Origin of the sequence: Candidatus Nitrosopumilus sp., from assembly GCF_965223225.1 — an archaeon.
Classification (GTDB): domain Archaea; phylum Thermoproteota; class Nitrososphaeria; order Nitrososphaerales; family Nitrosopumilaceae; genus Nitrosopumilus.
Map to the genome: position 1 here is coordinate 929759 of NZ_CBDCVU010000004.1, position 23308 is coordinate 953066.

The window sequence follows — 23308 nt, forward strand, 5'->3', positions numbered from 1 at the left end:
AAAATTTTTAAAAATTCGAATCTAGAATAAAATCTTTAAAAAAATTCTAGAAGACTTCTTTTGGTCTGTATTCACCAAAGACTTTTCTGAATGTGTTGCTTATTTCACCAGTTGTGGCCATTGCCTTGGCAGAAGTAATTATGTAAGGCATAAGATTCTCATCAGTGTCAGCTGCACTCTCCATTGCAGATAGTGCATTTTCCCATTTCTTCTTATCACGAGAGTCTCGTAGTTTTTTGAGGGCTTTTCTTTGTTGAATCTCGATTCTATCATCAATTCTAAGCAAATCAGGTTGTTTTTCTTCCTCAGAGTATTTGTTTACCCCAACTAGTATACGTTCACCATCATCTGCTTCTTTTTTCAGTCGGTAGGCATTTTGTCTAATTTCAGATTGGAAGAATCCTTTCTCAATTGCCTTTACAGAGCCGCCCATTTTTTCAATTTTCTTAAGATACTTCCACACACCGTCTTCAATCTGATCACATAGTTCCTCAAGATAGTAAGAGCCAGCCATAGGATCTGCAGTCTTTGTAACTCCACTCTCGTGTGCTACGATCTGCTGTGTTCTAAGGGCAATTTTTGCAGATTCTTGAGTAGGCAATGCAAGTGCCTCATCTCTAGAATTGGTATGAAGTGATTGGGTTCCACCCATTACTGCAGCCATAGTTTGAATTGCCACTCGGACGATGTTATTGTCAGGTTGTTGTGCAGTTAGAGATTCACCACTAGTCTGAGTATGGAATTTCAGCTGCATAGAGCGGGGGTTTTTTGCATGGAACATTTCTTTGAGGATTTTTGCATAAACTTTTCTTGCAACTCTGAACTTTGCAACTTCTTCGAAGAACTCTATGGTACAACAGAAAAAAAATGAAAGACGAGGAGCAAAGTCATCGATTTTCAGTCCTTTGTCAATACATGTTTGAATGTAAGCTATTGCATTTGCAAGAGTAAATGCAACTTCTTGGGTTGCAGTACATCCTGCTTCTCTCATGTGATAACCAGATATTGATACAGGATACCAAGAAGGCACGTGTTCTGCACAATATCCAATCATGTCTCCAATCAGACGCATTGAGGGTTGAGGAGGATAAATGTAGGTATTTCTTGCAATGTATTCCTTGAGGATATCATTTTGTGTTGTTCCACGCAGTTCGTTACTCTTGAATCCTTGAGATTCACCAACTGCAATATAATATGCAAGAAGTGTAGATGCAGTAGAATTAATTGTCATTGAAGAGCTGACCTTTCCAAGAGGGATTCCATCAAAGGCAGTCATCATGTCTTTTATGGAAGTAATTGACACGCCTACTTTTCCAACTTCACCTTCTGCTTGTGGAGAATCAGAGTCATAACCGATCTGGGTTGGCAGATCAAATGCCATACTAAGGCCTGTCTGTCCTTTCTCCAGCATGAATTTGAATCGCTCATTTGTGAGTTTAGCATCACCAAACCCAGAATATTGTCTCATGGTCCAAAATCTATCACGATACATTCCAGGATGAATTCCTCTGGTGAACGGATACTTGCCAGAGTCTTCAGCAGGACGTTTTTTGGTAGATTTATTGTAAATTCTTTTTACAGGAAAATTTGAGTCGGTAAAGATTTTTTTCTCAGGTTCCTTTGATTTTGAAACAGATTTTTTCTTTGTCGTTGCCATATCATAATCACTTTAGTAAAGATTTTGTAATTTTATCTCCTGCTTCAAATGGATCAATTTTTTTTGCTTGTAATTTTTTTAGATATTTAGAATAGTTTGTATTAGAATCTAACATATCATCAATCTTTTCTTTGAGGTTATTTAAAATGATATCCTTTAGTTCTGTTTCAAGGCGTTCTTGATTTTTCTCAGTCTTTGTCTTCTTTTTAGAATTCATCAAATCTTTGAGGACCTTGGCAAACTCTTCTATTCCGGTGTTCTTTTTTACAGAGGTTTTGAGTATTTTGGGATTTCTTTCAGAATCTCCAATAAAGTCCAAGACTGCATCAAAAAGCTGATTAGTTCCACTTAAGTCACTTTTGTTTACCAAGTAGATGTCACCAATTTCAGTGAGTCCAGCCTTGATTGTCTGAATGCTATCCCCAGTATGAGGGTTAAAAACAACTACCGTAATGTCTGCGATGTTGGAGATTTCAACCTCAGTCTGTCCAGCACCCACACTCTCAATAATTATCGGGTTAAATCCAGAATACTCCAACACCCTGACGCTGTTTCGCAATGACCTTGATACTGCTCCTGTTGCCCCACGTGAGGCAATACTTCGAATATAAGTTCCAGAATCAGTTGACTCACTCATTCTTACTCGATCTCCAAGAATAGCACCACCTGTAACATGACTGGTAGGATCAACTGCAAGAACTGCAGGTTTGGTCTTTAGTTTTTTCATTGCAACTGCAGTTTTGTTAATTAGGGAACTTTTACCTGCACCTGCAGGTCCAGTAATCCCAATTACAATTGAATTACCAGTATCTTTGAATATTTTTTTGAGTAATTTTTTTGATTCAGTTTGATCATTTTCAATTATGGTGATTGCTTTTGCAATTGCACCACGTTTGCCTTTTTTTAGGTCTGCCAACAAATCCATTACAGAATATGGTTTTAGAGGCGCAATAAAATCTTGTGTATGTGCTAGGATCTAGAATAGATCACAGGTGCTTCAGGTTCACCTAGAGGTCGTATTTCGGTTTTAATCTGAATATGACCAAATTCAGCATGATCAACTTCTATAACTATCGGATGGATTTCCCAACCATATTTTGGAGTGTTTGGAAATGGAATTATTTCTATAAATTCAGATTCTGCACCGTACTTTTTCTGAAATGATTCTTCCATACCAAGAACTTCCATTACGACTAGTTCAGTGCTATCAGATTTGTCAAGATATGAAACCTCAACATGTCCTGAATCATAGTATACAGCATTTACCTCAAAGGTCTCCCGGAGCTCGTTTTTGTCATCTGTTCCACCCCCGGTAAGAAAAACCAGAGCCAAAATTGTTATGACGCCCAAAACAATAGGAGGGCCTAGGTTCTTAGCCATTTTTGAATTCGTGTCTCATAGAACGCAAGAATTTGGAATTGATTCGGATTCGCTCAAGGGTTTGCATTTGAGTACGTTCTGTACCAGGGGTGGGATTTTCTTTGAAGAATTTCTTTATTTCTTTTTCCATGGTAGAGTCTGCAACAGAGGATATGCTTGCAACAATCCTATTGAACAAGGGGTTTCCGTGACCGACTTTTTTGTTGAGTTTTTTCCAATTTTTCTTAAGCCATGGCCACAGTATCTTGTCACCATAAGGATTTGCGGCCACTTTCATTATAGGCAGCTGCATGTTCTGGGAACGTACATCAGGTGTTTGTGAAAAGTCAAGGGTCTTTTTCAACAATCGAGGATTTTGGAAACCACACAAGGCGCCCAAAAATCGTAATTTTTCTTCCATGGTTTTTGCATTTTTGTAAAGTTTAGTAAGAGTTGCATGGGTTTTTGCATCTCCAGCCCATGCAGCAACAGCACATATTGGTTCTATCAGATCAGGAGACAGCGAAGTGGGGGATTTTAGGAATTTTTTGTATCTCTTAAGAGATTCTTCAATTACTTCATCATCATTCATTCTTGCAAGAGAAAGTATTACAAATCCACGCAATAGTGCATCAGTGTGTTTGTCAGTTTTTTTGGGCTCCCAACCAAGATCATATAGGATCTTTCTAAGGTAATTAACAGAGTATCCGCGAATCTCTTCAGAAAAGTTTTCTCCAAATGCACGAAAATACAAAGATGCCAAGTTATGTGCAACATTGACTGTAGCAAGATAACTGTCTTCATCATAATATGCATCAGAAAAGTCAAGGTAATTGTGTACTTGCTCTTCTCCAGAAACACATAGAGAATAAAGATCGTTTTGAATTGCCCATCTATCAATTGCAGGAAGTCGTTTTTCATCGACTAGCATTTTGAGATCAAGCAAGATTCCCTCATCATATTTTACTCTGTAAAAACCTGTTCGGCCATAGTTTGCAACAAATCCTACTGTATTTTTTGGTAATTTTACGGACATGGTCTTTTTAGTGAAAAGTTTCTTGGCAATCTCATTTTTCAATCCAAAGGAAATCGGGATAGACCACAGACCTCTACGGTTTGATTTTTTGTTATTCTCCAAGAGATATCGTCTTTGTTTGAGTTTGAGATTGGTTCCATCTTGGGTTATTTCCACCAGTGGGAATCCAGGTTGTTTGAGCCAAGTATGGACCATCGAGGTTACAGGCATCTTAGATGCTTTTCCTATCGCATCCCACAAGTCTTGCCCCTTGGCATTTTTGTACTTGAATCCAGATAGATATTTTTTGAGGCCCTTCTGGAAGTTTGGTTCTCCCACGTAATGTTCAAGCATTCGCAAAACACAGCCACCTTTATCATAAGAGATTGCATCAAAAATTTCACGTATTTCTGCTGGAGAATTTACTGTAACATCAATTGGGTGGGTTGTATTAAGGGAGTCAATTCCCATTGCAACATTCATTGCATCTTCAACAAATTGATTCCATAGATCCCATTCTGGATAGAACTTGTGGACAAACTTTGTAGCCATAAATGTAGCAAAGCTCTCATTGAGCCACAAATCATTCCACCATTTCATGGTTACAAGATTTCCGAACCATTGATGTGCAATCTCATGGGAGATTACTTCTGCGATGAATTGTTTAGTTCTAGTTGAAGATGTTTTAGGATCATAAAGCAAAATAGTCTCTCTAAATGTTATTGCTCCCCAGTTCTCCATCGCACCTGCTGCAAAATCAGGAACTGCAATAAGGTCTAGTTTCGGTAGAGGATATTTTATTCCAAAATATTTTTCGTATGAAGACAAAAGTTTTTTGCCCAGTCCCAATGAGAATTTTCCTTTTGATTTGTTGCCTTTTGTCGTTACAACTCTTATAGCAACTTTGCCAATTTTTCCACTAAGATACTCAAATTCACCCACTCCAAGATAAATTAGATAAGTTGAGACCACAGGAGTTTTTCCAAAAGTATAGAGTGTTTTTTTACCCAACTTTTTCTTGGACTTTACAGGCATGTTTGAGATTGCAGTAAATTCATTGTCTGCAATTATTGAGATTTCAAATGTTGCCTTTGCGTCTGGTTGGTCCCAACAAGGAAATGCACGCCTTGCGTCTGCAGCTTCAAATTGAGTTGTGGCAAGATACTTTGTTTTGTCATTTTGCTTGTATTGGCTACGATAAAATCCAAGTAGTCTATCATTTAGGATTCCTTGAAATTCCAATTCAATGGTAGATATGCCTTTAATTTTTTTAGATAGTTTGATTTGTAATTCCTCTTTTGTTTCGTTGGTCTTGGCAACAGAATTTACCATATTTCCATGAGAATCAGTAACAGTACATGAATTGATTTTGATTTCAGCGCAATTCATAGAGATCTTGTGTACAGTTTTCTTACAATCGACTGTGATTTTTTCGGTTCCCAAAAAAACGAATTTTTTCAGATCAGGTTCAAAAGTTAGAGTATAGTTTAATGGTACTACATCCATGTTTGAGATGCACAGTTAACGCTTTAAGTAGATTTAGTATAGAGAAAAATTCAAAATATTCTTTCATGGATCATAATGATCATTCCAAAACGTATCAAATCCGAAGGAAATGAATGGATTAGTATTTCTGATAGATGGAAAAAATCATGAGAGCAATGGAGATAACTCTCACCATAGTGGAATCAGTTTAAATAAACTCGATTTCGCAATTATGTGACTATTGGATTCAGACGAAATAAAACCTCAAGTGCATACACAAAAAAAAGAAAAAACACGTACTGTTACCTACAGACTGCCAGTTAACCTCATAGAAGAGATAGAAACAGAGGCTGCAAACAAAAACGTATCACACAATGTAATGGCAAGACAAATTCTAGAAAGATATGTCCAGTGGGAGAGATTTGCAGAAAAAATTGGTATGATACCTGTGCCAAAAAAAATCCTAGACATGTTTGGCATAGACATGAATTCAGATGAGATTAACGAAATTATAGATACGATAAAACCAGTCATAAAGAATACAGTTCTATTCATCAAAGGAAAATACGATCTAAAACGGTGTATTGAAACATTAGAAGACTACATGAAGGCCTCAGGCATGAAATCAGATCATAGAGTAGAAGGCCCTTTACATCATTTTATCATACAACATGAGTTAGGAAGTAATTGGTCTGCATTTACAGAACAATTGTTGCAGGAAATATTTCACGAATTCCTACCAGATACGAAGATGACTTGTCAAAAAACTGAATCAACGGTGATAATCACAATACCGCTTGGAGAAGATTTTAGCGAACATGATTACTAGTCAAAATTAAGCTCAGAACTAAAGGATTTCGAAAATTAAATAAAGCATTTAAAACATACCAAATAAGAGATTGTAATCATGAAACAAAAAGCAGCCTCAAGAAATGTCAAAATCCTAGTTGCAAAGCTGGGTCTTGATGGACATGATAGAGGAGCACTTGTGTTGTGTAGGGCTTTCAGAGACGCAGGAATGGAAGTAATTTACTCCGGATTATTTACAACCCCAGAAAGAGTTGCCCAGATTGCGGAAGATGAAGACGTGGATGCAATTGCAATGAGTTTACTTAACGGTGCTCATGGAACATTATTCCCAAGAGTAGTCAAGAGCCTCAAAAAGAAAGGAATCAACGATGTCCTCGTAGTGGGTGGCGGAGTAATTCCAGAAATAGATCACAAACAGTTGATAAAAGCTGGAGTCGACAACGTCTTTGGACCAGGTACGCCTTTGCCCACAATTATTGATCATATCAATACAGGTGTGGCCAAGCTTAGAAAATTATAGATTTAGTCCATAAGAAAAACTCAGAAAATATTTTTCTATTTCTCAATAAATTTAGTTATAAAATTAGTCAATTGAGATTTGATAATCACGATTAATTTAGAAAATAATAATTTTGAAAAATAAATGATGGTATATTGTTGTTGTATTTTATTCTGTAGAATCAGGCCACATCATTTTACGCATTTCTTTGCCAACTTTTTCAATTTGATGTTCATCATATTGTTTCATGTATTTGTCAAAGGCGTCTTTTCCATTTTTCTGATATTCAGAAATCCATTCATTGTTGAAAGTTCCATCTTGAATCATGGTAAGTACTTTCTTCATGTTCTCTTTATTTGCAGCATCCATAACCATTGGACCGCGAGTAAGACCTCCATATCTGGCAGTTTCACTAACACGGCGCCACATTCCGTTAATCCCATATCTTTGAATCATATCCACAATGAGTTTTAGTTCATGTAAGACTTCAAAATATGCAATTTCTGGTTGATATCCTGCTTCAACTAATGTCTCAAATGCATTAGTTACCATTGAAGCTGCACCTCCACACAAGTCTGCCTGTTCACCAAACCAATCAGTTTCTACTTCTTCTTTGAAAGAAGTTTGGATTAGTCCAGCACGAGCACTTCCTATTGCTTTTGCAATTCCAAGTGTTCTATCCCAAGCTTTTCCTGTAAAGTCTTGCTCTACTGCAACAATTGAAGGAGTTCCAAAGTTTTCAAGATAGGTTTCTCGAACTTTGGAGCCAGGCCCTTTTGGTGCAACCATAATAAGATCAACATTTGTTGGGGCCTCAATCCATTTCCAATAGATTGCAGCGGCATGAGAGAATGACAATGCTTTTCCTTCAGAAAGATTTGGTCCAATTTCATCGGCATATACCTTGCCTTGAATCATATCAGGAATCAGTATGTGAATGATGTCGGCTTGTTTTGTTGCATGAGCAACAGACATTACCTTATGACCATCTGCCTCGGCCTTTTTCCAGCTGTTACCGCCTTCTTTGAGGCCAATTACAACATTAAGACCAGAGTCTTTCATGTTGTTTGCTTGTGCATCACCCTGAATTCCATAACCGATTACAGCCACTGTTTGATCCTTAATAGGATCAAGGCTGATATCGTTGTCTTTCCATGTTTTTGCCATAACTAAATCCAAAGTATTGCAAATATTAACCATGAATTAGATTTGAATTACCTTATCACAAGAACGACACTTTACTGTTACATTTTCGCCAGGTATCCTGATGAATTTCTTTGAACCGCATTCAGGACAAACAGGACAAGCGCGAACAGGTTTCATCAGTGTTCAGTAGGATTTGTGTCAGATTTAGAAATTGTGTTTAGTCGATTTTTTGCATTTATCCTTTTTAAAAAAACATAGACTGCATTTGGAACCAGATCTTTCCATTCTTCATTCCTATCATCAGATGTCATTATCATCAAACGGATTTTGGTAGCATTGTATTTGGTTTTCTCCAAAAAATCAGGCTCAGACACTTCTATTCCAGAATCAGACAAAAGCATTGAGACGTATTTATTGCCACTGTACACTCTATCAAATCTAGGCAACGACGCTTTCAGATAAGAAGACCATGTCGAAATATTAAATTGATTTTCAAGGGAGACAATAATGCATCTGGACAAATCAACAGATGATTCCCGAAGAGAATTATGAATCATCTCAATTCGTTCTCCAGCAGTAAAAGGATCCTTTTCGAGATAATTAAACTGGGAACTAGTTATTGCAATAATTACATCATCACATTTTTCAAGAATTTGTTTTACTAATTCCAAATGACCATTATGAAAGGGTTGGAATCGACCCATCATCAATCCTCGCATGATAAATCATTGTTTTTGATTTTATTAAATAAATCAGTCTACAGTATTTTCCCACTTCCAAGAATCCTAATAGTAGGAGACTCAGGTTTTAGAATCGCTGCAATCTGACCTGTTTTGCAGACAATTGGTTTTTCAAATGCTAGTTTAAGAGGGATTATTGAGAGGAATTTTGCTGCTTTTACTTGGAGACCAATATTGACCAGGCACCCTTGGTTTTCTGCGATTTCATTTTTGTAGAAAGGATTCTTTTCAAATTCTAGTTCAATTTCAGTCTTTGATTCAAATGCCGTTGAATCATCGCAAATCATGTCACCTCTGCCCACATCATCAGGTTTTACACCCTTTACGGCAAGACCAACACGTGCAGGAGATAAGGATTCCTCCACAGGATCATCATGCATTTGGATTGATTTTATCAAAACGTCACTTGCCATTGGCAATAACTTCAAGTTATCATATTGTTTTAGTGTTCCATTTGTAACCTTGCCAAGGATTACAGTTCCAACACCTTTAACATCAAAACAGTGATCAATTACCATTTCTGCATTACCCTCAGACAGAATGGGTTCTATCTTGTCCATTTCTTCTTTGAGTTTGTCTTGTTCTACTTGGATGTATTTTTCAACAACAGTTCCCTTTATCATAGAATTTAATTTTGATTCATCTACATCAAAAGTATGAGTAAGAATGCCTTTTTCTTTTTTCAGAGAATCAAGTGCAAGTATCTGTTCACCAGTAAATTTGTCAAGCTTATCAACATAAAAAATCACATACTCTGCCAGATTAATGGCCTGGAACAAGGGCTGAATTTTGTCAGGAAATCCACTTGGTGTTACCCAGGTCTTTATTATTTCAGATTCTTTCCTGTCATAAAGTGAAAGATCAGTGACAGTTCCCTTTTTTCCAAAATCTCCGGCTACATCTTGTTTTCCAAGAACAACAAAATTAATTGATTTGACATTTGACAATACGTCAAGAATCAACAGTCCATATAAAATGCCAACTGATATGAAAATTTGGTATTAAAAATCAAGAATTAAATCGATTTCGAGAAAAACAATCAGAGACAATACTCAGTAAGCCACAATTTCAGGCCCACCTGTAGAACCAGGTGAAGACATGCCGCCATACCCAGGATCGATCTTTTGTTTTGGGGAAAGAGTCGTATCGTGATGGCATGGTTTTTGGCAGACAGGACAATATTTTCTATCCAGAATAATACATTGACAGATATGATTTTTCAAATAAGCTTGTGCGACTTGATTCCATTCTCCAGTACCATTACAGTATACGCATGGTTTTGACAAGAAAGTTCCCGAACCCTTACAAAGATCACACTTGTCATCATCCATTTTCTAAACCGTTTCTGTGCAATAGATTTTAGCCATTTTTTAACGAATTGGTCACCATATACTGTGGGAGGATCTTCTCAAATTTACAGTTTTTTTTAAAAATTTAGAAGAAAATGCACGTAATTTTGCAAGAATAAAATAAAAAAGGATTACGGGAACGAATTCAGAACAGATGCATAGTTTGCAAATCTATGGTTTTTTGGCTTTACCAACTTTTGACGATATTTTTTTATCGGATTTCCTATTGCGCCATTTAATCCAAGTGGGCCTTTGACATGTTCTTCACGCTGGGCCCAAGCAAGAACCTCGTCAGTAGGAGCATAATAGTTTACAATTTTCTTGTGGACAATGTCTTGAAGAATTTTGCCATATTTTTTTGAAGAAGGAATATCGTCAGTTATTGATGCGCCAAACAGATAGACACTTTCAACAACGTTTGAATTTTTTTTATTTTTTGCAAGGTATTCCAAAGTGCTCAAAATAACCTGAGAGCCAAGAGAGTGTCCCATCAGCCTAACCTTGGTATTAGGACTAGATTCTTTGAAATACTCTATAAACAATCCAAGATTTTTACCATTTTTTATTGCGATAGTTTGTCCTGCAGTAAGTGCTCTTTTTGCATACTTTGCAAGATGAACACCAATAGTATTAGAGTCATAACTCAGTCCGATTATAGGGTGTTTGTATCCTAATTTACGCAATCTATTTCGTGCAAGTACAATTTTAGTAATTGCCCCTGCATTGTCATTTCTAAGACCATGAATCATTATAGTAATCTCCTTTGAGCCAATTAGTTTTGTAAATTCTTTTTTTGGATAGAGATAAAACGAATTTTTAGAAAGAGTCTTGCCATTTTTTCGATCATAATAACCTCTAGTTGAGATTCGGGGGATGGGTTTCATTTTTCAGTTTGAAGGTCCCAGTTGTTGTTTATGTTTTTGAATCTCATCGCTCTCAACCTTTGTAAACAATGGTGAAGGAGATCCTAGGATATGTCCTTCAGACAAATCCAAAACAGACATGTCATTCCAAGCAGAGTGTTGAACATCCCCATCAAGGTTTAGCTGAGACCATATGTTTTGAGCAGATCTAGGAAGAAATGGGAAGAGTGAGATCGCCAATGTTTTTGCAGCATTGACAGACAAGAATACACAGGTTGATGTACCAGGGCCTTTCTTCCAGGGCTCCTTGTGTTGAAAATATTGGTTAAAGTAAGAAGAAAACTCCATTATTTTTTTGAGTGCTCTATCAAGATGGTTTTGTTCCATAAGTACTGACAATTCAGGTGCAAGATTCTTTATTTTTGCCTCTGCCTCATGATCTTTTTCATCAAAAACATCAGGTTTTGGAACCTTTCCGTCAAAAGTTTTCTTGGTAAAACCAAGAGCACGATTAACAAAATTCCCAAGATTTCCAATCAGCTCAGAATTAATTCTAGTTGCAAAGTCATCCCAATCAAAATTAAGATCATCCTGAGAGTACGGATTTATAGATATCAGATAATATCGCAAATAATCAGAGGGATAATACTGGAGGAATTGCTTTAATCCAATATACCAATTTCTACTTTTTGAGATCTTTTTTGCTTGCAGAGTAAGATGCCCTCGAGTTGGAATATAATCTGGAAGTTTGTATTCAGAATTTATTCCAAGTCTCATGGCAGGCAAAAAAAGATAGTGATGATACACGATATCTTTTCCTATAAAGTGATAGATGTCTGCAGAATTCCAAAAATCTTTTCCATCAATTCCCTTTTCATTTAGAAACTTTAACGCAGTAGAGATGTATGCAAGATGGTTGTCAAACCATCCATAAAATACCTTGTTTTCAATTCCATCAATTGGGACTTTTACACCCCAAGAAATGTCTCTAGTAATATCCCAATCAATTAGACCAGATTTTATCCAATTTTGAACATATTTTTTTACGTCTTTTTGCAAATGTTCATTTTCGTCAAGCCATTTGTAAAGAGAATCACCAAAATTTTTTAGTTTGAAAAAATAATGGTTAGTTTTTTCCTTTACAGGAGTTTGTCCACAAATAGAACATTTTGGATTTGTTATCTCTTCTGGAACTCTTCCACAACTCTCACACAAATCAGAGTACTGATCTTCTGCATTACAGTAGGGACAAGAGCCTTTCACATATCTATCAGGTAAAAATTTCTGATCATTTTTGCAGTAAAATTGAATGATTTCTTTTTCATAAATATGGCCTGCGGCATTTAGTTTCTTAAACACGTCTTGTACAAATGAGATATTTTCATCAGAGCTTGTTTTGTAAAAGTAATCAAATGCAATATCCAAGGAGGTAAAATCTTCATAATCTCGCTTATTCCAATGGGACACATATTCAGAAGGAGTTTTTCCCTCTTTTTCAGATTGAATAAGAATAGGGGTTCCAAAATCATCAGAAGCACATACGTAATAAGCCTCCACTCCAGTCATCTTTAAAAAACGAGTGGTCACATCTGCTGGGATATAAGTAGATGCCACATGCCCTAGATGGATTTCTCCATTTGCGTAGGGCAAAGCACTTGTAATTATTGCCTTTTTACTCATCAGTAAAGAAACGAGACAAGATTAGGGTTAAGAAGTTTTAGACATCAAGTTTTGGTTCAGATTCTGAATGAAAAGTGGCAGACATGAACAGATCATCGTAAAACAATTTGAAGAAATTAGGATGAGACATGAAATAATCATCTATTAAAAAGAACTCTTTTTGAGGTAGTTTTCTCTCTCCAGGAATAAGATATCTCAGCAATAGTTCCACAGTCACAGAACTAGTAACATAAAGAGAATTTCTTTGAAACAGTTCTCGCAAGTTTTCTGTATGTTCAAAGGTTTGATCAGAGAAGAAACATCTGCATTTGACCATTAAAACAAAATGAGAGGTAAAAGAAAAACAATAGTTAGCTTATTTTGTAAAAAATTAAGTTTCAGCTTAATCAAATTCGATATAATATCAAAACGAATTGTACGATATGACAAAAAGAGGACAAATCATATTGATGTACTTGGAAAAATGTCAAAACGAATTAGCATGTTGTAATTTCAAAAAAACATACAAAGAATTCAGAACAAAATAAATAATAGATTAAATCTAGTCAAAAAAATAAAAAAGATTACCAACTATTGGCATATTTTACTTGTTCTGGGGTTAACCTGTCAATTTTTACATTCATTGCTTTCAAAGCATCTACTGCAACTTGTTTATCAATTTCTTCCGGAACTGTTATGATTTTGTTTTCCATTTTTTTGTGATTTTTTAGAATGTACAATACAGAAAATATTTGATTTGAGAAAGATTGAGCCATAACTTCAGGAGGATGTCCTTCAGCAGCTACTAGGTTTGCAAGTCTCCCCTGTCCAATCAAATAGACTTTTTTACCATTTTTTAACACACATTCATCAAGGCTTGGTCTTACTTCCTTTACAGATTTTGATTTTTTTAATAAGAATTCACTGTCAATTTCTACATCAAAATGCCCTACGTTTCCCATTATTGCGCCATCCCTCATCTGCAAAATATGCTCTTTTCGTATTACGCTGGTCATTCCTGTACAAGTGATGAAAATATCTCCAATCTTTGCAGCCTGTGACATCGGCATCACCTCAAATCCATCCATGTGAGCTTCCAAAGCTTTGACAGGATCAACTTCAGTTACAATAACTTTAGAACCCATGCCATGACATCTTGATGCAACTCCTCTTCCAACCCATCCATAACCTACAACAACAACACGTTTTGAAGCCATAAGCAAATTCATTGCACGCAAATATCCATCAATTGTGCTTTGACCGGTTCCATATCTGTTATCAAACATATGTTTTGTATATGCTTCATTGACTAAGATAACAGGATAACGAAGTTTGCCTTGATTTTCAACTGCTCTAATTCTAGTCACACCTGCAGTAGTTTCTTCAGTGGCCCCAAGAATTTCTAGATTTTCAAATCGTTTATCAAAATGAGCTTTGATGTTCATGTCTGCACCATCATCAGTTAGTATTGTTGGTTTATGTTTGAGTACTTGGTCAATACACCAATCATACTCCTTAACAGATTGACCATTCCATGCATAAACATGAATTCCTTGAGATGCAAGAAATGCTGCAATGTTGTCTTGGGTTGTTAATGGGTTTCCTCCACAACATGCAACTGTTGCTCCAAGCTCTTTTGCACCCATTAAAAGAACAGAAGTCTCTTTTGTAATGTGAAGGCAAAAACCAAGAGTTATTCCTTTTAGTGGTTTAGATTTCTTGAATCGATTAATAGTATTATCTAGAATTTGCATGTGAGATCTTGCCCACTCATAAGACATCTTGCCCTCTTTGATCAATTTAGGACTGGATTTTACTTTACTCAACAAACTTTTTCATGAATTTGGCTATAAAATCCTATCATGCGAATCTAAATAAATGACAAATAATTTGATAAAAATATTGGCTTGGAAAAAGATTGCTGAAAAATCAGACATTGCAGCAGGAAAAGGTAAAGCATTCAAAATTGATGGAAAACAAATTGCAATTTTTAATCAGGATGGATATCATGCAATTGACGATCTATGTGTTCATCAAGACGGTTCAATCGCACCAGGTAAACTCGATGGAGATATTGTTGAATGTCCGCTACATTTTTGGCATTACAACATCAAGACAGGAGAACTAAAAGACTATCTTGAGGGAGTAAAGTTGGAGACATATCCGGTTGAATCAAGGGATGATGGAATCTACGTCGACATTAAAGAAGAGAATAATGCTTAGATAGAATTCAAAGTAATTTGTAAGAAAAAATAATTCTAAAAAAGAAGATCTATACAATTTTTATTCTAAGGTTTTTTGCATTGTAATTATTGAATGAAAACATCATATCAGAGATTACAAACCAATATGATTATCAATTACTAACTAAAACAATCGTAGAATTTATCACAAAAGAAATTGAAAAAAAACAATCAAACGGGGTGATTTTAGGTCTTAGTGGAGGAATAGATTCAGCAGTCTTAGCATATCTTTGCAAACAGAGCCTAAAAGAGAAGACACTTGCACTAATAATGCCAGATACTGCAATAACTCCCTCTTCAGAGACCGAAGATGCTCTGAAAATGATCTCGCTGACAGGAATTGAATACAAGTTAATCGACATAAAACCGATTGTTAACGAATATGCAATGTATATCGAACCTAACGAAAAGGCAAGAGGCAATCTCAGAGCTCGAATTAGAACAAATATCCTCTATTACTATGCAAATACAAAAAACTACCTTGTGCTAGGATCCAGTGACAAAAGTGAATACCTGATTGGGTATTTTACAAAATTTGGAGATGGAGCCTCAGACATGACTCCTATTGTGTCCTTATACAAACTTCAGGTAAGAGAGATTGCAAAGCATTTAGGAGTACCAGAAAAAGTAATTACAAAAAAAAGCAGTCCACATTTATGGAAAGAACATGAAGCAGAAGAAGAATTAGGCACAACCTATGAAGAAGTGGATTCAATATTGTACTGTTTGATAGACAAAAAAATGACAATTGAGCAAACAGAAAAAGAAACACAAATTGAAAGAGAAAAAATTGAAAAAATTCTAAAATTAAATCAAAATAGCCAACATAAGAGACAAGGACCTCAACAACCAGACATACGAGATTGTATAAAATGAAGATACTAAATACGCTAACTAAAGATAAAAGTAAACTTGACCTTGCAAAGAAAGTCAGAATATATCTTTGTGGTGTTACAGTGTACGATGAATCCCACATAGGACATGCAAGAACAATAATTGTTTTTGATGTCCTACGTAGATTTCTTGAGAGAAAAAATGTAAACATAGAGTTTGTTCAAAATTTCACAGACGTAGATGATAAGATAATCAATCGAGCGCAAAAAGAAAACAGTACAGCTGAAAAAATCAGTACAAGATACATTGAGAATTATTTTCAGGATTTTGACGGATTAAATGTAAAACGTGCAACAAAATATCCAAAAGCAACAGAGCACATAGCAGACATAATAGATTTCATCAAAAGGCTAATCGAGAAAGATATCGCATATGTCTCAAAAAATGGAGTTTATTTTTCAGTATCAAAATTCTCAGAATATGGAAAGCTCTCAAAGAAGAATATCGAAGAGTTACAATCAGGGGCAAGAATAGAGATTGATGAGGAGAAAAGAAATCCTTTGGATTTTGCAGTATGGAAATTTTCAGATGTAAAACCAACATGGGACAGCCCATGGGGAGAAGGAAGGCCAGGATGGCATATTGAATGTTCTGCAATGAGCATAAAGTATCTGGGAGAAAATTTTGAAATTCATGGAGGAGGACGAGACCTCATTTTTCCACATCATGAAAATGAGATAGCACAATCAGAGTCATTTTCAGATTCACAGTTTGCAAAAATATGGATGCATGTAGGAATGGTAACGATAAAAGGTGAAAAAATGTCAAAGTCATTAAGAAACATAAAGACAATTAGACACGTATTAGAAAATTGGGGGGCAAATATAATTAGACTTTTTTGCCTATCAGGTCATTACTCAAAACCAATTGATTATTCCGAAGAGTTACTAAAAGAAAACATCATAAAATGGAGACAGGTAGAAACATGCTTCTTTGAATTATTGCATGCTCAAGAATCAGAGGAAACAAAAGACGAAGACGTTCTCAAGTGGATATCAAAAATATCCAAGGATTTTGATGAAGCATTAGAAGATGACATGAATACTCATCTTGCAACATCTGCACTCTTTCAACTTGTAAAAGAAACAAACAAGATGGCAGCAGAAGAAAAACTTGGGAACAACAATGCATCTACGATAATGATAGAATTTGAGAGGATGTTGGATGTTTTAGGATTAAAAATTCCAAAAATGTCAAATAAAAAGATTAGAGAGATAAACAAAATGATTCAAGACAGAGAGCAGTTCAGAAAAGAAAAGCAATTTGATAAAGCAGACAAAATACGTGACAAGTTAAATGAAATGCGAATAGAACTAATTGATCACAAAAAACAAACGATTTGGATGAGAAAAGAACCAATCAAAGCAGAACTCTGACAAATTACGAAACAAACTTGCATGTGTAAAAAATCATAATTGGATCTATTAACTAAAAATTTAGCACAAGATTATTTTGCAAGGAATTGTCCAAATGATGATCTTTGAAGTAAGCATATCAAACCAAGCACAGAAATTCCTAAAACCATAACAGAAAAGATGCCAAATTCTGGAATGACTCGGGTTCCAATGATTTCAATATTTTCAGTGGTTTCTGTAATAATGAATCCAATTGCAAAATCATTTGGAAAGTTGGTAACATCATAACCCGTGTCTACACCATCAACTAGTACAGTGAATTGGGCATCTTCTGCATATAATACCTCATGAGGTATTCTTACCCAAAAATCAGTTTTTTCAGGAACATCTTCCATTATGATTTCAATAGATTTTCTTTCTTCATTAATGGTCATAGAAGATAGTACAGGATCATCATCATCATGAGCTCCGATCGAATCCAAGCTTCCTTTGTACCCATAGTAGATATCAAATGTTTCATCCCCTATCTCAAAGGTAATTTTTTCTGCCATGAGTTGTCCAATATCAGGATATTGTCCAAAAGCTTCCATTTCGCCAAAAACATATTCTGTGTTAGTACTAACAGACATAACAATAAACAAAGTCGTAATTATTGAGATGGAAAAGAATTTGTTTTTCAAACTAATCGTGTTAACATATAATCAAATATAATCAGTTTTCAGATTCGCATTGTTGATTTTCTAATTTGATTCTAAGCTGAACTGCATCTAAAGTCAAATTAAGAATCAAAAAAAAGTAAAAAACAAATCATTTTTGGATTTTTCTTTTATTATAAAATAGGTAAAAAACGCAACCAACGCCAATTATCCCCAATCCCACCAAGATAATTTCTAATTCGAACTGGGTTGCCATATAGACAGTTACAATAAATCCTATCAGAGGCAATACTGGAAATTTTCCGATATTTACTGGAACTCTAAATGGGCGTTCCAAATCAGGTTTTACATATCTAAGCAAAATTACTGCTAGGTTCACCATTGCAAATGTAATAACTATTGCAAAAACTACTATGTTGGCTACAATTACTATATCACCTACAAACGCAAACGCAACAGAAGTGAGAAATATACATACTACAGCTACCAAAGGGGTTCCAGTTTTTGCATAAATTCTTGATAAAACAAAAGGCAAAGAACCATCTCTTGCCATTCCATAAAGGATTCGTGCTCCAGCTACCAAAGTGATTAGAACTGTACTAGCAGTAGCAAACAGAGCTATTGCAGAAAGAGTAATTCTTCCTTCCATTCCCAATCCTTTCTCAGCTACATCAGCTAATGGTGCAGAAGATTGACTCAATTCCTGCCAATTTAGTATTTGGACAGAAGATAAAGAAACAAGAATGTAGATAACACCAGTGATTAATACAGATAAAACTATTGCTCTAGGAAATGTTTTTTTGGGTTTTTTTACTTCTTCGGCAACATTTGCCATATCTTCAAAACCAATAAAGGCAAAAAAGATTAGCACAAATGCGATCATAATTCCATATATTCCATTTGGAGTATCAAAATAATCTACAGGTTCAGGGTTCTCAAAAGTAATACCCAGGAAAATAATTATTCCAAGACCAGCAATAGTCACCAAAGCAAAAACAGTATTCATCCATGCAGATTGTTTTATTCCCATAAAATTAACAACAGACAAAATAGACAAGAGTAAGATTGCAGAGACAGTAATAGGTACATTGAAAAATTGTGCAAAGTAGCCTCCAAAACCTAACGCAACAGTGGCAGCAACAATCATAGAAGTAATAGAGGTAAGCCAACCAACAATAAATCCGACAAATTCACTCTTAAACGCATTTTTTACAAAAACATATTCTGCAGCTGCCTTTGGAAACAACACAGTAAGCTCAGAGTAGCTCAAACCTGCAAGAAGTGCAACAATTGCGCCCAATCCAAATGATATCCACATTGAATTTCCTGTAAAACCTGCGGCCTCACCAATCAAAACATAGATTCCAGCACCAAGGGTCAATCCAACCCCATACATAGTGAGCTGGAAAAGTCCCATGTGTCGTTTTAGCTCAGACATTCAAAGACACCACTAAACCACGAAATGTAAACTATAACCAATCACGTATGCAACAGATGCGGCGATACTACCAATTATGACGGTATTAATTCCTGATTGAATCATGGATTTTTTTACAATCCGCCCCTTAATCATCCCAACCAAGAAAAATGCCACAACCACAGAAATTATAGAATAAAGAAAGACATTAGAGGTTATTTCAGAGCCAAAAATTAGGAAAACAACAAATGGAAACAATGGTATCAAGCCTATAACATTAAAACCAACAAATGTACTTACAGAACTATCAATAGGATTTTTGTCATCTTTAATGAGACCTAACTCTTCTCTCATCATGGTATCTACCCAGACTTTTCGTCTAGAGGTGATCACTCTAACAATATCCTCCAATAATTCACCTCCAAACCCCTTTTTTCGATAAATAGACCTAATCTCATCCTTTTCTTGTTCCCTCAAATGATCAATTTCCCATTCTTCTTGTTTTTGCCTCATTTCGATAAATTCTCGTTTTGTTTTTGTAGCCTGATAATTTGCAGCTGCCATTGCAAATCCATCAGCAAATAGATTTGCAAACCCTAGAATTAGAATTATGCCTGGAGACAAACCAGCACCAATAACTCCTGCAACTATTGCAAAAGTTGTTACGGCTCCATCTATAGATCCATAAATAAAATCTTCAAAATGCCACTTCAATGTTTTAATTTTGTTAATTTTCAATATTTTATTAGGATGAAAAATCTCAAGTCTGAAAATCAATTACGAAAATCAAAGATTTTCTTTTAATACAGCGTCATGGAAAAAAATTGATTGAAAATTGGAAAAATAAACAGTAATGAAAAAACTTTGCTTGTTGGATTTCCAAGCAATGGTCTTGTTGGAACTTTTTCAATATCATATCTTATTCATTATCTAAAGATGAAGCAAATAGGAGAGATAGAAATGCCAGATCTGCCACCTACGCTGTTTGTAGAAGGAGGAGAAATTCTTTCACCCATCAGAATCTATAACAAAAACAACATTTTTGTCATTATATCAGACATTCCATTCAACGAGTATCTTGCATCTAAATTTGCAATGTTAGTGAATGAATTTTGTAAGAAAAATTCGATAAAAAAAGTAGTCATAGTTAGTGGGATGGAGACGGCCAATCAACAAAAAAATTCGCCAAAGATTTATGCTCTCCCAACAGATTCTGTTTTAGACCAGATACTCTACAAAAACCACGTTCCAAAATTCCTTGACGGATCAATTTTTGGAACAGATGCAGCGATGATATCGGTTTTTAGAAAGACACAGATTCCAGTACTCATATTATATGCAGTATGCCATCCTTTCTTTCCGGATCCCGAAGCTGCAATTAGTGCGATAATCACGTTATCAAAGATCTTAGAAATTAAGGTAGATACTGAAGATATACAAAATAAGATAGAAAGGCTAAGAATACAACACAGAAACTTGATGGAGCAAACCATAAGAGCACTACAGCAAAAAAAGGAAAAGCAAGTCAGTCCTCCTCAAATTTACAGGTGATCATATGGAAAACAAAAATGAATCAAATATGGAGACAGTATTCCCCATTTTCAGTTCAGTACTTGACGATATTGAGCATAAAATTTTATCACCTCTAACATGCCTAAAAGAATTTGATAGTTATTGGATATTGGAGTGCGACCTGCCCTTAGTGGATAAAAAAGACATCAAAGTTACCTTTGAAGATAGAGCAATCAGTATTGAAGCAAAACTCAGGGAGAAGTATTCTGAAGAAAAATTAGGAACTATCACAAAGTTTGAATTTTTTAAAAAATCACTTTCATTACCAGGAGAAATTAACAGTAAGGAGATTTCAGCAAAATTTCAAAAAGGAAGATTAGAAGTAAAAATTCCAAAAAAAGTCACAAAGCGTCCAATCAAGGTAAATTAATAAAAAATCGTTCAGTTGGTTTTTACATAAACAATTTTTTTCCTCAGGTTCAAAATCAAATTACCAACCATGAAAAAATAAATTTCAAATTTCAGAACATTGGTGCTTATAGATTAAGTTGAACATAAAATATTAAAAAATTTTTAATCTTAGTTTAAACTAATTAGGATCATCTAATTTTCACAGTCTTTAATTAAATTAAAAACAATATGAATACATGAATGCATGGAATAAATTCTGGAATTGGTATGAAAACAAAATTCTAGGAAGCATAATTGTAATTGCGGTAATTCAATTCATCCAAGTTCCACACATGGTATGGAATGCAGATATCATGTTAGAGGCAGGAATCGTTTCAAGAGTTCATCCAATACTTGACTGGTTCCTATATGGAGTAGATTTGATTGAGATAATTTCAATTATCAATGTAGGAATGATAATGTTTAGTCTATTAAAGAAAAGACATAGACAAAAGAAAGAAATTTCAATCAGACATAATCATCAAAACCAATGAGATGATTCTCAATTAGTTTTATTTTGAAATTATAACTTGAAAGAAATAAAAAAGAGAAGAGGCTATTCCAAATTCAAATCAATGTTCATTTTTCCAAAGTCTTCATTGATTCTGAATTGGTAGCTCTTAGATGGATCGTATTCAAACTCGGTTCCACCATATCCCACATTCGGACCAAAGAGAATGTTAAATTCCCTTGAATCTCCAGGGTTCAAAACTATCTGTCCACTAGTAAAGTCCATGCCAGAGTATTTGAAAGCCTTTGTCCCATCCCATACATCATAGCTGCATATTTGAGGACTGGTACAATCCAATGACACATTGTCTGAGCTAGTGTTTTCTGCAAGCATGCGAATTGACAACAATGGTTGTCCAGAGGAACTTATTTCAAATTCATTTCCTTCAGATCCGACTCCAAACCAGTAATATGTTACAGGTCCTAGATTAAAAGCAGTGGCACCCATTTTATACTGATATAGTATAATTTCTTTCTCTATTGACTTCTCACAATCAAGTCTCTTGTAGGCCTTTGTTATCTCAGAGCATTTTTCAAGAGATGCTTCAAGTTCTGCCAATTTAGGATCATTTGATGAAGAGGCAACAGATTCTGTTGTTTGTGCAGATTGCATTTGATCTTGTAGTTCAGAATTCTCAACTGAGACTGAAATTAAACCAACTGATATCAAATGTTGTATGCCATTAACAAAATCTTGATCAGAGATGGTTCCATCAGCCCACCAACCAGCATTGTTCTTTACCCATCCTGGAACAGATTGTTCAGTCATGTCAGATTCTGATGAAGATGATGTTTGAGTAGGAGGGATGTCAATTACGCCATCCTTGATTAAGAATTCAACCCCAGTAAGGAATTCAGATTCAGAGATGGTTCCATCGGCCCACCAACCAGCATTGTTCTTTACCCATCCTGGAACTTCTGCATAAGCAAAAGATGCAGTAGAGGTAATCAGAAGAATTGCAGTGATTGCAGTTATTGCGATTTTCATTAACACAAATTTACGTTTATGATATTTAAGCTAGTTCTAAATATTCAACTAGTGCCAATATTTCTAAAAATAATAAAAATATAGTGCCAAACACGTTAAACAGAGTTTCTCTTTATAAGCAAATTAGAAAGAACTTGAAAAGTGAGTGAAAATTTAGAAAATTCCAAGATCAGAATGCATAAAATTTCTGAACAAGATGTAAAAGAATACGTATGTGAACGTTTTGAGGATGTAAAAAGTTCTAACAAGATGAAGAATCTTGTCTCATTTCAAGCTATGAACAAATACATGATAATGTCACATGATCAGGAAAAATTAAAGACATTAGGAAATATAGTTGCAAGTTACAATAAAAAAAATTTTTCAGAAATTATTACACAATACGAACCCAATCTCAATTCAGCATTAGAAAAGAAACCTACAATCAAAACACATAGTAATGTAATCATGCATATTTTTGGATATTTTTCTAAAGACTTCAATAGAATAGAAAAAGAACAATTCTTTAAAATGTTAGAGCAATTCAGAAACAAAAAGATAACAATAGGTCAACTACTTTCTGAAATTAATCCAATCATTTATCGATTCAACAACACATACCTTGCAAGTCAAACATATTTTCTATTATATGCAGATCCTCAACCTGCAAACTTGTTTCATATTTTAAACCATGAATAATTTTCAATCAAAGCATAAAATTT

At 35.1% G+C, this 23308-nt stretch carries 25 protein-coding genes; 9 read left to right on the forward strand and 16 right to left on the reverse strand.

Annotated elements, in window-relative coordinates:
- Positions 1-46 precede the first annotated feature (46 nt).
- From ACOQN3_RS06145 to ACOQN3_RS06160, 4 genes are read right to left on the reverse strand one after another with little or no spacing between them, the layout of a single operon-like run.
- Positions 47-1657, reverse strand: a complete 1611-nt coding sequence (locus ACOQN3_RS06145) for an acyl-CoA mutase large subunit family protein (RefSeq protein ID WP_420545606.1) — start codon at positions 1655-1657, stop codon at positions 47-49.
- Positions 1658-1664: 7 nt separating this feature from the next.
- A complete protein-coding gene (meaB, locus tag ACOQN3_RS06150; protein WP_420545607.1) occupies positions 1665-2582 on the reverse strand; it encodes a methylmalonyl Co-A mutase-associated GTPase MeaB in 918 nt (305 codons plus the stop codon).
- Positions 2583-2626: 44 nt separating this feature from the next.
- Positions 2627-3037: a hypothetical protein gene (locus tag ACOQN3_RS06155; RefSeq protein WP_420545608.1), complete on the reverse strand. Its 411-nt coding sequence runs from the start codon at positions 3035-3037 to the stop codon at positions 2627-2629.
- A complete protein-coding gene (locus tag ACOQN3_RS06160) occupies positions 3030-5537 on the reverse strand; it encodes a M1 family metallopeptidase (RefSeq protein ID WP_420545609.1) in 2508 nt (835 codons plus the stop codon). The genes ACOQN3_RS06155 and ACOQN3_RS06160 overlap by 8 nt, the downstream gene beginning before the upstream one ends.
- A gap of 220 nt (positions 5538-5757) precedes the next feature.
- Between ACOQN3_RS06160 and ACOQN3_RS06165 the strand changes: the two genes are divergently transcribed.
- A complete protein-coding gene (locus ACOQN3_RS06165) occupies positions 5758-6345 on the forward strand; it encodes a hypothetical protein (protein ID WP_420545610.1) in 588 nt (195 codons plus the stop codon).
- Positions 6346-6423: 78 nt separating this feature from the next.
- Positions 6424-6846, forward strand: coding sequence for a cobalamin B12-binding domain-containing protein (locus ACOQN3_RS06170; protein ID WP_420545611.1), 423 nt, complete (start codon positions 6424-6426; stop codon positions 6844-6846).
- Positions 6847-6993: 147 nt separating this feature from the next.
- Here the strand turns inward: ACOQN3_RS06170 and ilvC are convergent, their stop codons facing one another.
- From ilvC to ACOQN3_RS06210, 8 genes are all read right to left on the reverse strand, one after another.
- Positions 6994-8025 carry a ketol-acid reductoisomerase gene (gene ilvC, locus ACOQN3_RS06175; protein ID WP_420545612.1) on the reverse strand — a complete coding sequence of 344 codons (1032 nt, stop codon included), beginning with the start codon at positions 8023-8025 and terminating at the stop codon, positions 6994-6996.
- A gap of 122 nt (positions 8026-8147) precedes the next feature.
- Positions 8148-8690, reverse strand: a complete 543-nt coding sequence (locus ACOQN3_RS06180; RefSeq protein WP_420545613.1) for a nicotinamide-nucleotide adenylyltransferase — start codon at positions 8688-8690, stop codon at positions 8148-8150.
- A 38-nt stretch (positions 8691-8728) separates the two neighbouring features.
- The gene (locus ACOQN3_RS06185; protein WP_420545614.1) at positions 8729-9673 is read right to left on the reverse strand and encodes an EF-Tu/IF-2/RF-3 family GTPase; all 945 of its coding nucleotides are present in this window, start codon (positions 9671-9673) and stop codon (positions 8729-8731) included.
- 90 nt (positions 9674-9763) lie between these two features.
- Positions 9764-10042, reverse strand: coding sequence for a hypothetical protein (locus ACOQN3_RS06190; RefSeq protein ID WP_420545615.1), 279 nt, complete (start codon positions 10040-10042; stop codon positions 9764-9766).
- Positions 10043-10191: 149 nt separating this feature from the next.
- Positions 10192-10944: a DUF726 domain-containing protein gene (locus ACOQN3_RS06195; protein WP_420545616.1), complete on the reverse strand. Its 753-nt coding sequence runs from the start codon at positions 10942-10944 to the stop codon at positions 10192-10194.
- 3 nt (positions 10945-10947) lie between these two features.
- Entirely contained in the window at positions 10948-12603 is a 1656-nt protein-coding gene (gene metG / locus ACOQN3_RS06200) for a methionine--tRNA ligase (protein ID WP_420545617.1), read from the reverse strand.
- A 37-nt stretch (positions 12604-12640) separates the two neighbouring features.
- Positions 12641-12919 carry a hypothetical protein gene (locus ACOQN3_RS06205; protein WP_420545618.1) on the reverse strand — a complete coding sequence of 93 codons (279 nt, stop codon included), beginning with the start codon at positions 12917-12919 and terminating at the stop codon, positions 12641-12643.
- 247 nt (positions 12920-13166) lie between these two features.
- A complete protein-coding gene (locus tag ACOQN3_RS06210; RefSeq protein WP_420545619.1) occupies positions 13167-14408 on the reverse strand; it encodes an adenosylhomocysteinase in 1242 nt (413 codons plus the stop codon).
- A 76-nt stretch (positions 14409-14484) separates the two neighbouring features.
- Between ACOQN3_RS06210 and ACOQN3_RS06215 the strand changes: the two genes are divergently transcribed.
- From ACOQN3_RS06215 to cysS, 3 genes are all read left to right on the forward strand, one after another.
- A complete protein-coding gene (locus ACOQN3_RS06215; protein WP_420545620.1) occupies positions 14485-14805 on the forward strand; it encodes a Rieske (2Fe-2S) protein in 321 nt (106 codons plus the stop codon).
- An 89-nt stretch (positions 14806-14894) separates the two neighbouring features.
- Entirely contained in the window at positions 14895-15701 is an 807-nt protein-coding gene (locus ACOQN3_RS06220) for an NAD+ synthase (protein WP_420545621.1), read from the forward strand.
- A complete protein-coding gene (gene cysS, locus ACOQN3_RS06225; protein ID WP_420545622.1) occupies positions 15698-17095 on the forward strand; it encodes a cysteine--tRNA ligase in 1398 nt (465 codons plus the stop codon). The genes ACOQN3_RS06220 and cysS overlap by 4 nt, the downstream gene beginning before the upstream one ends.
- Positions 17096-17166: 71 nt before the next feature.
- Here the strand turns inward: cysS and ACOQN3_RS06230 are convergent, their stop codons facing one another.
- The 3 genes from ACOQN3_RS06230 to ACOQN3_RS06240 all read right to left on the reverse strand — a co-directional run bounded on the left by ACOQN3_RS06230 (position 17167) and on the right by ACOQN3_RS06240 (position 19861).
- Positions 17167-17703: a PEFG-CTERM domain-containing protein gene (locus ACOQN3_RS06230; protein ID WP_420545623.1), complete on the reverse strand. Its 537-nt coding sequence runs from the start codon at positions 17701-17703 to the stop codon at positions 17167-17169.
- Between the two features lie 178 nt (positions 17704-17881).
- Complete coding sequence (locus tag ACOQN3_RS06235) at positions 17882-19168, reverse strand: APC family permease (protein WP_420545624.1); 1287 nt, start codon at positions 19166-19168, stop codon at positions 17882-17884.
- A 12-nt stretch (positions 19169-19180) separates the two neighbouring features.
- Entirely contained in the window at positions 19181-19861 is a 681-nt protein-coding gene (locus ACOQN3_RS06240) for a VIT1/CCC1 transporter family protein (RefSeq protein WP_420545625.1), read from the reverse strand.
- A 114-nt stretch (positions 19862-19975) separates the two neighbouring features.
- Here ACOQN3_RS06240 and ACOQN3_RS06245 point away from each other — a divergent pair, with 114 nt between their 5' ends.
- From ACOQN3_RS06245 to ACOQN3_RS06255, 3 genes are all read left to right on the forward strand, one after another.
- Positions 19976-20698 carry a proteasome assembly chaperone family protein gene (locus ACOQN3_RS06245; RefSeq protein ID WP_420545626.1) on the forward strand — a complete coding sequence of 241 codons (723 nt, stop codon included), beginning with the start codon at positions 19976-19978 and terminating at the stop codon, positions 20696-20698.
- A 4-nt stretch (positions 20699-20702) separates the two neighbouring features.
- Positions 20703-21089 carry an Hsp20/alpha crystallin family protein gene (locus tag ACOQN3_RS06250; RefSeq protein WP_420545627.1) on the forward strand — a complete coding sequence of 129 codons (387 nt, stop codon included), beginning with the start codon at positions 20703-20705 and terminating at the stop codon, positions 21087-21089.
- A 217-nt stretch (positions 21090-21306) separates the two neighbouring features.
- On the forward strand, positions 21307-21603 hold the full coding sequence (locus ACOQN3_RS06255; RefSeq protein ID WP_420545628.1) for a hypothetical protein: 297 nt from the start codon (positions 21307-21309) through the stop codon (positions 21601-21603).
- Positions 21604-21665: 62 nt separating this feature from the next.
- Here ACOQN3_RS06255 and ACOQN3_RS06260 read toward each other — a convergent pair whose 3' ends face one another.
- Positions 21666-22607, reverse strand: a complete 942-nt coding sequence (locus ACOQN3_RS06260; protein ID WP_420545629.1) for a peptidase — start codon at positions 22605-22607, stop codon at positions 21666-21668.
- Positions 22608-22748: 141 nt separating this feature from the next.
- On the opposite strand from ACOQN3_RS06260, the gene ACOQN3_RS06265 reads away from it, so the two are divergent.
- Positions 22749-23285, forward strand: a complete 537-nt coding sequence (locus ACOQN3_RS06265) for a DUF1722 domain-containing protein (protein ID WP_420545630.1) — start codon at positions 22749-22751, stop codon at positions 23283-23285.
- Positions 23286-23308: the final 23 nt, after the last annotated feature.

Coding starts and splice junctions, on each gene's coding strand:
- ACOQN3_RS06145 (WP_420545606.1), bottom strand. CDS start 1,657: ATGGCAACGACAAAGAAAAAATCTGTTTCAAAATCAAAGGAACCTGAG.
- meaB (WP_420545607.1), bottom strand. CDS start 2,582: ATGGATTTGTTGGCAGACCTAAAAAAAGGCAAACGTGGTGCAATTGCA.
- ACOQN3_RS06155 (WP_420545608.1), bottom strand. CDS start 3,037: ATGGCTAAGAACCTAGGCCCTCCTATTGTTTTGGGCGTCATAACAATT.
- ACOQN3_RS06160 (WP_420545609.1), bottom strand. CDS start 5,537: ATGGATGTAGTACCATTAAACTATACTCTAACTTTTGAACCTGATCTG.
- ACOQN3_RS06170 (WP_420545611.1), top strand. CDS start 6,424: ATGAAACAAAAAGCAGCCTCAAGAAATGTCAAAATCCTAGTTGCAAAG.
- ilvC (WP_420545612.1), bottom strand. CDS start 8,025: ATGGTTAATATTTGCAATACTTTGGATTTAGTTATGGCAAAAACATGG.
- ACOQN3_RS06180 (WP_420545613.1), bottom strand. CDS start 8,690: ATGCGAGGATTGATGATGGGTCGATTCCAACCCTTTCATAATGGTCAT.
- ACOQN3_RS06190 (WP_420545615.1), bottom strand. CDS start 10,042: ATGGATGATGACAAGTGTGATCTTTGTAAGGGTTCGGGAACTTTCTTG.
- ACOQN3_RS06195 (WP_420545616.1), bottom strand. CDS start 10,944: ATGAAACCCATCCCCCGAATCTCAACTAGAGGTTATTATGATCGAAAA.
- metG (WP_420545617.1), bottom strand. CDS start 12,603: ATGAGTAAAAAGGCAATAATTACAAGTGCTTTGCCCTACGCAAATGGA.
- ACOQN3_RS06205 (WP_420545618.1), bottom strand. CDS start 12,919: ATGGTCAAATGCAGATGTTTCTTCTCTGATCAAACCTTTGAACATACA.
- cysS (WP_420545622.1), top strand. CDS start 15,698: ATGAAGATACTAAATACGCTAACTAAAGATAAAAGTAAACTTGACCTT.
- ACOQN3_RS06230 (WP_420545623.1), bottom strand. CDS start 17,703: ATGTCTGTTAGTACTAACACAGAATATGTTTTTGGCGAAATGGAAGCT.
- ACOQN3_RS06235 (WP_420545624.1), bottom strand. CDS start 19,168: ATGTCTGAGCTAAAACGACACATGGGACTTTTCCAGCTCACTATGTAT.
- ACOQN3_RS06250 (WP_420545627.1), top strand. CDS start 20,703: ATGGAAAACAAAAATGAATCAAATATGGAGACAGTATTCCCCATTTTC.
- ACOQN3_RS06255 (WP_420545628.1), top strand. CDS start 21,307: ATGAATGCATGGAATAAATTCTGGAATTGGTATGAAAACAAAATTCTA.
- ACOQN3_RS06260 (WP_420545629.1), bottom strand. CDS start 22,607: ATGAAAATCGCAATAACTGCAATCACTGCAATTCTTCTGATTACCTCT.